10 protein-coding genes and 1 pseudogene are annotated in these 13898 nt (G+C 54.0%); 9 read left to right on the top strand and 2 right to left on the bottom strand.

Annotated elements, in window-relative coordinates; translation table 11 throughout:
* Positions 1 to 141: pseudogene (locus NFS31_RS16550) on the top strand (IS66 family transposase); the annotation flags it as partial.
* 46 nt (positions 142 to 187) lie between these two features.
* Here NFS31_RS16550 and NFS31_RS16545 read toward each other — a convergent pair.
* Both NFS31_RS16545 and NFS31_RS16540 read right to left on the bottom strand, forming a co-directional pair.
* Positions 188 to 418 carry a hypothetical protein gene (locus NFS31_RS16545; RefSeq protein ID WP_251497363.1) on the bottom strand — a complete coding sequence of 77 codons (231 nt, stop codon included), beginning with the start codon at positions 416 to 418 and terminating at the stop codon, positions 188 to 190.
* Positions 418 to 585: a hypothetical protein gene (locus tag NFS31_RS16540; protein WP_251497359.1), complete on the bottom strand. Its 168-nt coding sequence runs from the start codon at positions 583 to 585 to the stop codon at positions 418 to 420. The genes NFS31_RS16545 and NFS31_RS16540 overlap by 1 nt, the downstream gene beginning before the upstream one ends.
* 642 nt (positions 586 to 1227) lie before the next feature.
* Here NFS31_RS16540 and NFS31_RS16535 point away from each other — a divergent pair.
* The 8 genes from NFS31_RS16535 to NFS31_RS16500 all read left to right on the top strand — a co-directional run bounded on the left by NFS31_RS16535 (position 1228) and on the right by NFS31_RS16500 (position 13828).
* Positions 1228 to 2136, top strand: coding sequence for a single-stranded DNA-binding protein (locus NFS31_RS16535; RefSeq protein WP_251497357.1), 909 nt, complete (start codon positions 1228 to 1230; stop codon positions 2134 to 2136).
* A gap of 202 nt (positions 2137 to 2338) precedes the next feature.
* A complete protein-coding gene (locus NFS31_RS16530; protein ID WP_251497355.1) occupies positions 2339 to 3676 on the top strand; it encodes a hypothetical protein in 1338 nt (445 codons plus the stop codon).
* A 131-nt stretch (positions 3677 to 3807) separates the two neighbouring features.
* Positions 3808 to 5022: a sigma factor gene (locus NFS31_RS16525; protein ID WP_160303927.1), complete on the top strand. Its 1215-nt coding sequence runs from the start codon at positions 3808 to 3810 to the stop codon at positions 5020 to 5022.
* 109 nt (positions 5023 to 5131) lie between these two features.
* Complete coding sequence (locus tag NFS31_RS16520; RefSeq protein ID WP_251497352.1) at positions 5132 to 5734, top strand: hypothetical protein; 603 nt, start codon at positions 5132 to 5134, stop codon at positions 5732 to 5734.
* 75 nt (positions 5735 to 5809) lie between these two features.
* Positions 5810 to 6070 carry a hypothetical protein gene (locus tag NFS31_RS16515; RefSeq protein ID WP_251497349.1) on the top strand — a complete coding sequence of 87 codons (261 nt, stop codon included), beginning with the start codon at positions 5810 to 5812 and terminating at the stop codon, positions 6068 to 6070.
* Positions 6071 to 6258: 188 nt separating this feature from the next.
* On the top strand, positions 6259 to 6936 hold the full coding sequence (locus NFS31_RS16510; RefSeq protein ID WP_251497346.1) for a hypothetical protein: 678 nt from the start codon (positions 6259 to 6261) through the stop codon (positions 6934 to 6936).
* Between the two features lie 145 nt (positions 6937 to 7081).
* Positions 7082 to 7558, top strand: a complete 477-nt coding sequence (locus tag NFS31_RS16505; RefSeq protein WP_160303923.1) for a hypothetical protein — start codon at positions 7082 to 7084, stop codon at positions 7556 to 7558.
* 69 nt (positions 7559 to 7627) lie between these two features.
* On the top strand, positions 7628 to 13828 hold the full coding sequence (locus NFS31_RS16500; RefSeq protein ID WP_251497343.1) for a MucBP domain-containing protein: 6201 nt from the start codon (positions 7628 to 7630) through the stop codon (positions 13826 to 13828).
* Positions 13829 to 13898: the final 70 nt, after the last annotated feature.

Here is a 13898-nt window from a genome sequence, read left to right as displayed (position 1 = left end):
GCGAAAGCCAATGGCCTGGATGCAATGAAATACATCAAATATATCCTGTCAGATATGCCGGGGAGTACATTTCTTGAGAATCCGGAATATCTGGATGACTATCTACCATGGGATCCCATAGTACAGGAACGGTGCCGATGACCACTGCCCTTTTATTATAGAGGGTTGGTGGTTATTTTTCTATCCACTATCTTATTTGACGCTTACGGAGAATCAGAGGATTCATGCCAGAGACGAGGGAATTTTCCCTTAAAGCATCATTGACCGGCTGGATTGTTTTGGCAAGCCTGCTGTGCCCTCTGGCACGGGTATCTTTAATCAGGTAGGGCGGGTCTGCCACAATCAGGTCAACGCAGGAATCCGGCAGCCGTTTCAGACCCTCCAGGCAGTCCATGTGGTAAATTTTACTGGTTTCCATCAGGAAGCCATCTCCTGGCTGTCCTGGTGATTCACAGGGCTGCTCTGACTGATGGTAATCCCTTCCTGGTTCTCAAATATCCCCGCCGCCATCTGTCCGGCAATCCGCTTTAAGACTGGAACCGCCACACTGTTTCCCAGCAGTTCCAGGGCCTTACTGTCTGTCACCGGAAATATAATTGAATCCCGGATGTACTATATATTGGCGGTCAAAATATTCATCCGTGAACATATGCCCATGTGAAACCTGGCGGGTTCTTTCGGATTGAACTGTTAAGTATTTCTTAATAGTTGCCTTCGGCGTCAATTTCCCATCATCATAAATATTTTTGCGGATGGAGTCTCTATGAGTGGCCGGAAGAATGATAATCCAGGCTGTCAGTCTCATCCTTGTAGTTCCCATAAGTTTTTTATGAACATCTTGAATTTCATTTCTGTAACAAACAGTTCTGATCGCTTTTAAGTCGCCCGTGTTCCTAAACAGGCTGATGTCGTTTTTTAATATTCTTGAAATCCTGGAAATGCTTTTTTACTGCGGCAGCCGATGTCCTCAGCGCAGACAGGAGCCGTGCGGAAAAAATAACAAAAACGTTATCCGCAGATAAGGGGCGATATTCCGACTTAGGTTGCAGTAAAATACTGGGAAACAGAAAACGGATGGATATAAGCGGAAAACGCGCGGTTCGGATAAAAAGAGTTCCGGCCCGCACATTTTTCCGAAAAACCACACTCATTCGACATTCTATATATGGGAGAAAACCAGAAGAGAGGAGGAAGCCAGGCACAAAGCCGTACCTGGAGCCCAAAATTATGGCAAGACACAACGAAGTGACATTGTACGGGCAGGTTTCCAGTCCCCCGCTCCTGTTGCGGGAATCCAGCCAGGATCCGGACAGCAGGCTCTGCCGCGTGCTTTCATCGTTCACGGTCATCCGCGGCATCCGGGATTTTGGCGCGAAGGATCAGAGGATGAGGCTGGATGAGCTTGTGGTCATGAGCGGGAATGAAAAGATCATGGACTTCATGAAAGAATGGCAGCCAGGGGATATCGTGTCCCTGAGGGGAACGTTGGTCACGAATGATTACAATAAGACCTGCAACTGCGCGGAATGCGGGCATACACAGATCTACAGGGGCTATTCCGCGTACGTCTATCCCATATACGTCCGCCTGGTTGCCCAGGGATACACCCCGGAGCAGGGGCTTGCCGACCTGCGCCGGAACGCAGAAGTCTCCAACCGGATCACCGTGATCGGGAAAGCGTGCGGCAAGCCGGCGTTCCACAGGCACGAAAGAAGCGGGACGCCGATCAGCAGCTACATCATCGATATTGAGCGGAAATACCGGGTCAAGGAGGATCTTGACTCAAACCGCCATGACTTTCCGGCCGTTAAATCCTACGGCAAGATCGCAGAAAATGACTACCTGGCGATTGAGGAAGGGGGGATGGTCTTTGTTGACGGGCAGCTCCAGGTCCGCAATTACACCAGGAAGTTTATCTGTGAGGAGTGCGGGGCGGAAATCGAAAAGCTGGACAATGTGACAGAGATCGTACCTTATTCCACGGAATACCTGACAGGATGCCATTCCATGGCAGATATTACAGCCATACGGGAACAGGCAAAGGAGCAGCAGGAATTTGAGGCGACGCAGGAGATCTTCGCAGGGAGGCTCTATGCAGAGGAGGACGCGGACAGAGGAGGAAACCAGTGGGACTAAAACAGGATAACATTGATTCCCGCGGGCGATGAGACATGCGGGCATGCCTGCATGCACATTTAGCGACTGCCGCGAGGGTCACATACCCGCTGCTCTGCAATGCCACAGGCTTGATGCCCCGTTGCTTGCAGCGGGGTGTTGGCTGTTAAAACAAAAGAGAGGAGGAAGCAGGATATCCTGCGGGATTTTAATGGAGAACATTTTGAAACCGGAACAGAAGATGTATCTGATCCTGTCTCTGGTATCGGGCATGAGGGATGAATGCGCGGGAGAGGAGGAGAAAGGGACGGACTACCAGATTGCGTCAAGGATCTACGCGAATGCGTTTACAAGCCTGATCCGGCATGGGATCCTGCTGGCGCCGGAGGAAAAAGACGGGATCGCCTTTTTACAGATGGAACTGGAGGGCCGCGTGTACAGTTGCCCGGCCAGGGCGGTTAAAAACATCATGAGAGAGGAATTCATTTCTGTGGAGGAAAGACTGCCGGAGATTGCGCCCCTTATCAGGGAGGAGGAAGACAGGCGTTTTGCAGAATCGAAGAGTGGGAAGAGGCGGGCGAAGCCATGGGAGGCAGGACAGCCCATGGGGGATGCCAAAACTCCGACAGCGCCAGGAGCGGCGCCAAAGCCTGGATCTGCGCGGGCTTCTGCATCAGGACAGGAGGGAGCGCAGACAAAGGCCGCCCAGCCGCCGCCCAGCCTATTTCCGGGAGGCGCATCCGGCCTCGCAGGGCCGTCAGCCGCCGGGGAAACGGAAGATCTTGTTTCACCTTCACCATCCCAGAGCCCGCTCGGGCCGTTTTCCAGGTTCCTGCCTAAAAGCAGGAAACAGAAGGTGAGGGAGGCCGTGCCGGCCATGCGGAAAGAAGACGCCCCTGCGCTGGCTCCCGTCCCTGACATGATCCCGGCGGCAGAAGAGGAAACGCCTGGTGAGAGGATCTGCCATACCCATTACGTGATGCTGAAGAAGACCTACGGAACTCAGGTTACCGGGCCTTACACAGTTCAGGTATGGCCGACAGAGGTGATCGGAATGCATCTGGAAAGGACGCCGTCCGGGATCTTTGTCCGCGCCCAGGCCCCGAATGGAACCATCGTCTGCAGGGTGAACGAGGGACACGCGAAATACATTGTCCTGGAGATTGACAACAAGCAGTTCAACGTGTTCGGATTCTGGGAGGATGGGAAATTTATCACCGAAGTGGCGGCAATCAATAAGACAGCGAGCATCTATTCCATGACCGAGGAAGTGGAGGCGGAATGCCCGGAGCGGCCATCTGATACATTTCTGGATCAGTTCCGGCTGAGGGAACCGCACCGTCCGGAGTTCTTTGTGGTTCCGGTGGATCATGTCAGCCATGGGGAGGATACCGTCCCAATTGCCGCATTCATAAGGGTGAAGGACAAAAATTATGTCATCAGCTCCAGGGGCAAGGGGAACACGCTCCTGTTCACTTATGAGAACCAGTTGTCTGAGATCAGCGGCAGATGGAAGGACGGGAAATTTTTGTTCGAGGTTTGCGCTGTTGATCAGGAATGACCGGCAGTAGCTGAAGCTGCCTGCAGGGAAATAGCTTTCCGGGGATGCCGGATGTCTGTTTCCATTTTGGAAAGCGTCTGAAAGGGAAAGGAGAATCCCTGCGGCAGGATCCACCCGATAGGAGGAAAAATATGAGGAGAACAGAAAAACAGTGGAATTATGAAGAAGGCGTTCCGGCAACGGAAATGTATGAAGAAGAAGGAGGCTATACGGAGAAAGATCCCACAGAGCTGGAAGGTTACGGCGGCGGGGACTATGAGGAAGGCTATGGGTATGAATACGGCGATGATTTGGGGAACTACGGGAGCGGCTTAAGCGGCCATATGGAAGAGGAGTACGGCCAGGAGAAGAAAAACCCGATCGAAGGGATCCGGGACAGCGCGTTCCTCTTAAACGCTACAGAGCTTTTCTCCAGGCGGAAGGATGCAGCCCAGATCCATGAAAATTTCAGGAAATACGTGGCGGATGCCAACAGTGGAAACCCGGCCTCCCATCAGGCGGCCCAGGAGGGTGCGTGCCGTGATCTGGAATTTTTTATTATGGACATCATTACCCGCAAGTTCAGCACGTATGTTGAAAAGGATCGCAGTTTTTATGAGGATCTGCTTCAGGCGGGGAGGATCGGGATCATCGCGGCCCTCCCGAAATACGATCCGGAAAAGTCCATGCCGACAACATATTTTTTCAATGCCATCAGGCATGAGATGGTTTTGCAGGTCAATCTCATAAAGCATGACACCAAGTCCCATGTGGCGACTACAAAAAGGAAGATCCAGGAAGTGGACAGGATGTTTGCCAGGCATGGGCAGACGCCTACCCTGTATGACTACGTGTACAGCATCAAATGCCCATTCCGCCGTATCACAAACGCGCTCGCGGAAATGAAGGCGGGGAACACCAGAACAAGCATTGATGACCCGGAGACAGCCCCGCTGGCGGACAGGCAGTCCTCTATGCGCAGCCCGGAGGAGAGCGCCATAAGCAATATGAATTTCAGCAAGATCCTGCGGGTCGCCCACGAGCTGGAGCCAAGGAAAGAGATCATCCAGTGTTTCATAGAAATGAGCGACGGCAGGGTGAAGACCTCGGAGTTGGCTGAAAGGTATAGCCTCAGCCCTTCGGAAATCACGGAAGGCGTCAGCAATTTAAAAAATCTCCTGCGTTATAACCCGGATATACGGAAGATGTACCCGGAGCGGTTCCGGGCAAAGGAGCATGAGCTTTCCGAGCAGATCGCCTACATGCCGGTGGAGGAGGGGCGCATGGCAATGGACAGCGTCCTGGATTCCCTGAAGGCCATGTCAGGCGGCGGGGAAGAAGAATTGTTTGTTACTGCCATGGGATGACGGGCCTGCCCCGTCATGCCTGCCCGGGAAGCGCCTGGCGGAAAATCAGCCGCAAAGGCAGGGGTGGAGAGGATCCGAGAGTACATATAAGCAGAAAAGGAGAACAATTATGGAAGGCATCATAAATATTGCTGGAGTCATCCCCAGAATGGGTACGACCACGATGTCACTGCAGCTGGTTCGCTTCCTGCAGGAGAATGGGTACGACGCCTGTTACGTGGAGATGTCGCGTCAGGATTACATCTGGGGGGCCACAAACATTTACAAAGGCGTGTCCATGGACAGGGTGTCCGGGAGGACCATCTGCATGGGGATCCATATGTTCCCGTCTGACCGCATGGAAGCCCTCCGGAAAGGGAAGCCGCCGTACGACTATGTAGTCTGCGATTTCGGCAGCCTTTCCGACACGACGTTCAGCAAGCAGCGGTTCATAGGAGGGGACTGCGGGATCCTCCTGTGTGGGAACAAGCCTAACGAGGTGTTTTGCACAGAGGATGCCCTCGCGGATCCGATGCTGGAGGACGCGGTGACGGTATTCAACTTCACGGATCCGGCTGACCAGGCGGAGATCAGGGCGATGATGATGGGCAGGGGCGGGATGACTGATTTCATGCCGTATATCCCGGATCCGTTCCATGCGGGGAAGGAATATGCTAAAGAAGAGTTTTTCCAGCGCATCATGGATCGGGTGATGGGCGTTATCCATCCTTAATGTACTCCCCAAATCTCACAAAATCAGGCACAGTGGGATTTGGGGAGTACATCTTAATAAAGAGGAGGGACACATATGGCGAAATACCAGGATATCCTGGAACGCAGGAACGAAAACGCAAGGCTAAAGGAAAAGAAGCAGGAGCAGCTCCGAAAGGGGAGCGGGATAAGGAACACTGGGTATTACTTAAAGGAAAAGACATGGAAATCCTACCTAAAGGATGGGGCGGCGCATATATGGTATCTGGCCTATGCGGCCCTTGCCTTTATCGGGGCCATCATGGCGCTGAATCCAGAATCCAGGCGCCTGCTCCTGCAGATTTTTCACCTGGGATGATTAGGAACTATCTCGAAATAATGGTGAATTCAGCGCCAGCTATTTGTGCGGGGCTGCACCAGGAGCGACACACAAAAGATAAGGCGGAGATTTTCCGCCTTTTTTGAGTATCCGCAAATTGTGAATGAAAAATAGAGGTTATCCGCCATCATTATAAAAAAGTATCCATGAGGGAGGAATTAAAAAATATGGAAAAAACGGATCTGTGTTACCTGTATGATTCTGTGTTCAGCGGGAACAGCAAAACAATCCTGCATGAGGTTGACAGGGATATGCTGTTTAACAGTGACATTGGCTTTTTGTGCCGGTACGCATGCGAATATTACCTGCACTGGGGGCCGGAAGAAACCATACAGAAACTGTCCAGGCCGGTCTTAAGGATGATGAAGCTGGACAACCTGGTGGAGGAGATGGAACTCCCGCCGGAGATCTCGCCGCCGGAAAAGAGGATCTACCTCTATTCTCTGATGTACCCGGAGTATCTGGGAAAGCTGCCGAAGGCTTTTTTTGTGACAGCCTTTTATCAGTCTGTGCTTATGGGGCGCAGGGAGGAATTTCCGCGCTGCTTTTTCTCCGGCGGGTACGGGGCGGAGCAGAACGCGAGGATCTGTCTGATGTACGCGCTCCAGATATTCGCGGGCTGCCGTACAACAGGGGGCTGCATCCGGTTTATGGCGTCCAGGCAGGCGGTTCCGTTTTTAAGGGAAGCAAAGCTGTACTATGTCATGAAGCGGAGATACCGGACTCCGGATGCGTATATCCAGGATGCGCTTGCGCTGGTTGGCATGCTTGACCGGGTCAGCCTCTGCATGGGCTACCAAAAGATATACACAGCTTCTGGGAAAAGGAGCCAGGCAGGAAAATAGGCCCGGGAGGGAGCGGGAAGCCCCATAGACAGGGATGTCCTGTCGCAGAAACAGGAATTCCCGGGGAAAATGGCTGCATACTCCATAATCTTATTAGACCGCTACGCAGCATGGCGGAAAAAATAAGAGAAAAGGAGCAACAGCCATGAAAAGATTAAAAGAGCCAAACGCATATATGCCGCAGGAGGAGAAAAAGCCTGGGAACCTGACACGTCCGGTACGCGTGACGATGGAGAGCCGCTTGCCGGGAGCTAAACACACAATGAAAACTGTCACGGAATGCGAAAGCGCGATCATCCTGTCAGAGAAGGTGACAGGAGCTGCCCGTTCCAGGGAGGATCCTTCTGAATTTATGGAAAAGAGGGAAGGCTCCATTGAGATGGCCGGTTTTAAGCATCCCGGGGACGCGGTGAGCCTGCTCGTGTCATCCACAGTGGCGGCTGTACACCAGATGAGCGGGGATGATGCGAAGAGGTTCGAGACGAACTTCTTAACCGCAGCGCAGATTATGCTGGACAGATCCGGGATCAGCCGGGAGCACCTGACGCTTCAGGCATCGGAAGAGTTTTTAGGACGCAGGCAGGAGGTCATTGAAGAGGGCAGGCAGGCGGGAAAAACGTAAGCCGGGCAGCAGCCGGCATACCGTAACGGGTCAGGGAAAACTATCACAAAAACAGGAGGAGAAAAACGTATGCATCGAAAAAAAAGATTCAGAACATGCACTGCGGCCTTCCTTGCCGTTACCCAGTGCGTTACGCCGGCGTTCGCGGCGGCAGCCGGGGTATGGGAAGTAAAGAATGGGGACTGGATGTACAAAGGGGAAGATGGGGTATACCTTTCGGACGCGTGGCTTAGGGATCCGCAGGATGGCCGGCTTTACCATTTAAACGGGGCCGGAGTCATGGATTCCGGCTGGATGCTGATAGATGGCGTCTGGTATTTCCTGGACAATGAGCATAACGGCTTTTTCGGCGCGGCCATGGAGAATGCCTGGGCCTGGGTGGACGGGTACTGCTATTATTTCGGCGCGGATGGGAAGATGGCAGCGGCCTGTGTGACTCCGGACGGTTTTACCGTAAACAGGGACGGGCAGTGGACTGAAAACGGAACCGCCGTTTACGTGCCTGGGCGAGGGTATCAGACAAAACCTGCGCCGGGGAGCGGGCCGGCGGCATCCGCAGCGCGGGCATCCGACGGCAAAATGGGAGGCGGCGGATCATCGTCTGGGAACGGAAGCGGCACATCCGCGGGGAGACAGCCGGCGGGTACGGACACTCCGGAAACAGGGATACCAGGAACAGCGGAAGGTATGGAGGCTTTGCAGGAAGGCGGCGTCCATACTAAAACCATATACGAATACGCCATACGCTATATCGATACGGAAGGAAACCTGCTGGCCTCCTATGAACGAAAGGCGCCTAAGGATTCTGTCATCACTGCGGATGTCCGGGAGTTCGCCGGCTACCGGAAACGGGATGAAGGCCAGGAGGTGTTCCACCTGACAATGGATCATGCGGTATTCGCTGTAGTTTACGAAAAGGAAGGCAAAGAAGCACAGGAAAGCCAGGCCGCATACTCCTACACCATACGTTACACGGACATGGATGGCGCTGTGCTTTTCCAGGAAGAAGGGCAGGGTATGCCTGGGGATGAGATACGGATCCCTGACAAGACATTTGATGGTTACCAGAAGAAACCGGGGCAGGAGGAAATCCGGACGCTGGATCAGGATTATGCCGTATTTGATGTTGCCTATATAGAGGAAGGCATGGAGGAACAGTACAGTTATATAGTCCGCCACATCGGCCCCCAGGGAGAGCTTCTTTTGGAAGAACCTGGGAAAGGGAAGGCCGGGGACACGGTAAGTGTCATACCACGCTCTTTTGACGGATACCATCTGTCAGGGGAACAGGGTGAGGACGGTATCCTTGAACTGGAAGGGCAGGTATTCACCCTGTATTACGCCGGCATGGGCGGGGAAAGGGAGTTGGGAGAAGAAAGCCTTTCCTGCTCCTATACCATATACCATGTAGGCATGGACGGGAGGATCCTGCATACCGCATCCGGGGAAGGGGCGGCCGGCAGCAGGATAACCATTGAGGCGCTGTCCTTTGACGGGTATCGGGAAAAAGAGGGCCAAAGCCATGAAAAGACGCTCCCGGCGGGGAACGTGACGTTCACGCTGCTTTACCTGACAGAAGGGGATTCCCCGCACGGCTATACCATCCGCTACGCGGCCATGGACGGAACGCTCCTGGGAGAGGAGGCCGGGGAAGCGCCGGCGGGGTCGGAAGTGGAGATTGAGGTAAGGGAATTTGAAGGATACCGGGAGATCGAGAACCAGAGCCATACTGTGACGCCCGTTTCTGACGGCAGCATCTTCTCCATCAAATATGAAGCCATCCGCGAGGATGACAGGGAAGAGGAACTGCCTGTTCCCGGAGAAGATCCGGGAATGAACCCGGACAGCGAGGAAGAAGACACGGATAAAGAGGAGAAATATTCCTACAGCTTTATCTTCGCGGACGGGTCAGGCAGGCAGATCGGGTCAAAAACAGGGTTTGCGAAACGGGGAGACATCCTGGAGGTTCCGGACATCGTGCTGGAAGGCTATGAAACGGCAGATACGGCACAGGACGCCTTCACAGTGGAAAAAGACGGGGAGGTATTTGCCATCCCGTGCAAAGAGACAGGCTGGACAGGGGACGCGACACCTAGCGCAGCCCGGGAGAGAACCTATTATTACCTGCTCCGGTACTGCGATCGGGACACAGGAGAGTTGATCGCCTCGGAGTCGGGCCTTGCGTCGGCCGGGAACGGGATCGCGCCGGGGCAGGCCCCGGAGGGATACACACTGGCGGATAACTCTCCCTTTATTGTGGAATCTACGGAGGATCCCAGGGGGAACCGCTTCACGGTATGGTGTGTCAGCGATGAATACACGCTGCCGGCGGGGAGTGTGGAATACACAGTAAGCTGTGTGGATCCGGACGGGAATGTCATCAGGACTTTTTCCGGCGCCGCGCTGTCCGGCGCCGTGATACGCCCGGATTATCAGATATACGGGTATGACATGGATATGGAGAATGAATACGAGTTCACCGTGACAGAAGAAAACTTTACCTTTGAGGTGTTATATATCCCCTATCGCGTCATGAAATTTGAGTTTTGCATCACAGACATCGATACCGGTGAGCTGCTTGGGGTAAAGGAACTGGAAGACCGCGCGGGGAGCCGGGTAAATGTCACGTTCAGAGAGGAAGACTTTGCCCAGGAGGGGTACGACCTTTTAAGCAGCATCCCGGCAAGCGTGATGATCTCATCCAACGCGGCGAATAACACCATGAACATCTACGTCAGGAAAACACAGGAGCCGGTGGAAATTGAGGATATCCGGGCATATGTGATCCATTTCGTGTCATACCATGACAGAAACATGAAAATCTTCGATGACCGGGTCGGGACGGCTCCTGCGGGGACGGACATCGAAGTCTCCTTCCTGACAAAGGTGAATCTTCCGGATGGGACTTATGAGGCCGTCGCCCAGGGCGACACCCTGGAGTTTACGGTGGAATCCCAGGTGGATGTCAACGAGTTCTACGTCTATTATTACAGGACGGCAGAATTCGATAGCGAGGAAATGGCTGAGGTGGATTACTCTATCCAGATGCGTGCTGCGGATACGAAGAGCGTCCTCGGAGTCATGACCGGGAAGGCGAAGCCAGGGACGCGTATCTATTACCGAAATACGTTCCCAGAATACGCGTTCTGTGCGGATGAGGCAAATTTTTTCATAGTAACCCCGGACGCTGATGAGAACTACGTAACCATACCGATGTACCGGGTAAATGGAAACTCTCCTGAGATCAACAGCGTCACAGGGAAATATGACGGGGCCGAATGGCTGATGACCTTCACGGACGAGCAGGGCAACCAGCTCCTGCCCTGGAGGTATGGTTTTACTAGGAAGGGGGACACTTTGTACACCGATTACCCGGATACCATTTATGGGGAGGACGGAGCTGTCTACCGAGCAGTGAAGGAAGGGCCTTATGTGGAGCGCGTGGACGGTACAGTCTACCGCCAGTATAACATCAAATACAGGAAGGGAGACGGTTCCAGGAATCTCCTGGACAAATGGAAAAAAGAGGCGCAGGCGGCTTTTGACTCTATCCGGAGAACGGTTCCATACGGATATACTGTGACTTACCGGGAGGAGGATTCCTGGAACGATGTGGCTGTATACGCGGGTGTAGGCGGGAAAGGCGAGACTATATCTGTTCAGGGGATCCAGATTCCCGGATACAGGCTGCCGGATGATAGGGAGCATACTTTCCTCCTGGATGAAAATGGAAAGCAGGTTGTGTTCTACTGTGAGCCTGTTGACGGGAAACCATCGATGAATCAGGAAAAGAATGATTACCGGATCCGGTTCACGGACGGGCTGGGAAATGACGTGCTTAATCCAGCAGAAGGGTATATGGCATTTGAGACAGGAAACAGTTACAGCTATATGACACTGCATTATCCGGACACCTTCCGGGACAGGAACGGGGATATCTGGGAAGCGGACGAAAAAGGCCCGAAGCAGTTGGCCATGTGGAACCTGGACGCGAACCAGTTTGAGATCACCTATCACCGGTACTACGCGAACAAGAATGAAAACCTGTTTGCGGACAGCGTGGAGGACGCCCGCAGGATTCTGACGGAAGCGGCGGTTTTCACAGTGGATGCGGGGAAACATTCCTATATCGTGATCGGCCGGGATTATGATCCATCCCGCGCCGAGACCAGCTCTGTCATCTCCCGGTACGGCATCGCCAACTACGCGACAGAAAAGCTGGATGAGTTCGTGGTAGACGGGGTAACCTACCATGTCATCGCCATCTCATTCAGCCGCGTATGGAACCCGGAGAGCTGTACCCATGATATGGAGGTAACGGGCAGGGTGGAGGCCGGCTGCGAGGTGACCGGCATGGAAACCCGCACATGTAAAAAATGCGGCTACTCTGAGACAACTTACTTCCATGCCAGCGGGCATGAGGACAGGAACCATGACGGTATGTGCGACGGATGCGGCTCGATGATGGCCATGAATATCGGCGATGAGATTACAGTGACGTGGAACCCGGGATCGCTTGGCAAAAATCCTGTGGACATAAATTTCATCTGCATTGACACGGACTATAAGGGGACCGGAAAGAAGCTCCTCTACGCGGTGGACGGGCTGCAGCCCGGATATTACGGGTGTTACAGCGCGGATGGACATGCAGACTATGTGTCAAGCGACTTAAAGCGCTATCTGGAAGATGAGTTCCTGGACGGCTTAAGCAGCCGTGATGTCCTCGCTTCTGCCAGCGGCCGGTCTGTCGGGCTGTTGACACCGGAAGAGTACAGGGAGTATAAGGCGCAGGCGGCGAATGTTTATAAGTTCCCGTCAGGGCTTACGATCCTTCATGAGGAAACAGGGGAGGATGGGCTGGTGGCTTTAAGCAGCGGAGCCAGGGTAACGCCAAAAGAAGCCGGGGAGAAGCCGGTACACCCGATCCTTTTCCTTGACGCTGGCGGGATGACGGAAGGCGCGGTAAGCGGGCGTTGGAAAGTCGGGGATTACCAGTCCAGGCATATCGGGGACAAATCCTATCTGTTCCGCTGTGTGAATGACAACTATAAGGACAACTCGAACCTGGACAAGGCCATGGCACTTTTCCTGTGCGACACGGTCATCCCGTCCTGCGAGGGGCTTGGATTTAATGAGGACAATACCAAACGTGATACCCGATCCTTCGGCGGAAATAACAATTACCGGTATTCCGCCATCCGGCAGTTTTTGCGGGAAAACCAGAGGGAGACCGGGAGCCTGGTCACTATGGACGCAGGCGTAAAAAACGAATACGAAGGCTCGACCGCGCCGGGGAGCTTTGAGGCCCTGGATGACAAGAGGCTGACCAGGCATAAACGGAATGTTTCCCAGTACCTGGAGGAAAAGCTTTTTATTCCCTCCGTGGAGGAAGCCCTGGATATGAGGGATTACCTCTGGAAATTTGACCGGAGTGAAAGGGATAATATCGACGCTGTGTACGACGGGCAGTATCTGACATCCTACTGGCTCAGGACGCCTGTGTACGGGACGGATGACCTGGTTTATACGGTAAACTTAAAAGACGGCACAATCGAACCGCACCCGGTTAAGGAGGAATACGGGATCCCGGACACCCACAGGTACATGGAATATTCCGCGGATAACGGGAATACCTGGAAGCCATGCGAAGAAGGCAGCACGGCAGTCCCGGCGCCGGGCGTTTATCTGGTGAGGGAGAAGGCTTTTGGGGACGCCGTGACACCCGTACTCTCAGGCGGGATGTACGTTCTGGAAGGAACCACCAGCGGGCAGGAGTATTCCACGGACAACGGGGCGACCTGGAACCCGTGCTCGGACGGGCAGACAGCGGCCGGCGTGAGCCGGGAATGTCTGGTGAGAGTGAAGGGCCATTCCTACCAGGCGGACGCTTTGGCGGCAGTGCAGGCGCTGATGTCCACGGATCCGTCCATGGAGTGGTCTGCGGATGACGGAACGACCTGGAACCCGTGCGGGCAGAAGCTTACGCTGGTTCCCCAGGCAGGAAGTTATATCATGCGCCGGAAGGAGAACCCGGAAGGGCTGTGGGAGCAGGCATCCCTTGTCAGATACCGCATAGACGGGACGTCATATGGGTATGAATGTTCCATGGATGGCCGGACCTGGCAGCTTTGCGCAGATGGGGCCACCTACGTAGTGGAGCCGGGGAAGTATACGGTGCGGCGAACAGAAGCCGGAGAGGACCGGGAAGCAGTCGGGAAGACCTGCAGCGTCGGGATCAGGCCGATGTATGCGGTATATCAGGAGCACTAAAAAAACAGTAAAAATAGTTATCCGCAGAAAACCGGGAGAGGGCAGGACGCCTTCCCCGGTTTTTGTGCGG

Source organism: Otoolea muris (assembly GCF_943193115.1).
Taxonomy (GTDB): domain Bacteria; phylum Bacillota; class Clostridia; order Lachnospirales; family Lachnospiraceae; genus Otoolea; species Otoolea muris.
Note: the sequence above shows the minus strand (reverse complement) of the source record. Positions and strands in the feature narration are given on the sequence as shown.

Bases quoted from the DNA above. Each gene is read 5' to 3' on its own strand.
- NFS31_RS16545 (WP_251497363.1), bottom strand. From the start codon at position 418: ATGGAAACCAGTAAAATTTACCACATGGACTGCCTGGAGGGTCTGAAA.
- NFS31_RS16535 (WP_251497357.1), top strand. From the start codon at position 1,228: ATGGCAAGACACAACGAAGTGACATTGTACGGGCAGGTTTCCAGTCCC.
- NFS31_RS16525 (WP_160303927.1), top strand. From the start codon at position 3,808: ATGAGGAGAACAGAAAAACAGTGGAATTATGAAGAAGGCGTTCCGGCA.
- NFS31_RS16520 (WP_251497352.1), top strand. From the start codon at position 5,132: ATGGAAGGCATCATAAATATTGCTGGAGTCATCCCCAGAATGGGTACG.
- NFS31_RS16515 (WP_251497349.1), top strand. From the start codon at position 5,810: ATGGCGAAATACCAGGATATCCTGGAACGCAGGAACGAAAACGCAAGG.
- NFS31_RS16510 (WP_251497346.1), top strand. From the start codon at position 6,259: ATGGAAAAAACGGATCTGTGTTACCTGTATGATTCTGTGTTCAGCGGG.
- NFS31_RS16505 (WP_160303923.1), top strand. From the start codon at position 7,082: ATGAAAAGATTAAAAGAGCCAAACGCATATATGCCGCAGGAGGAGAAA.
- NFS31_RS16500 (WP_251497343.1), top strand. From the start codon at position 7,628: ATGCATCGAAAAAAAAGATTCAGAACATGCACTGCGGCCTTCCTTGCC.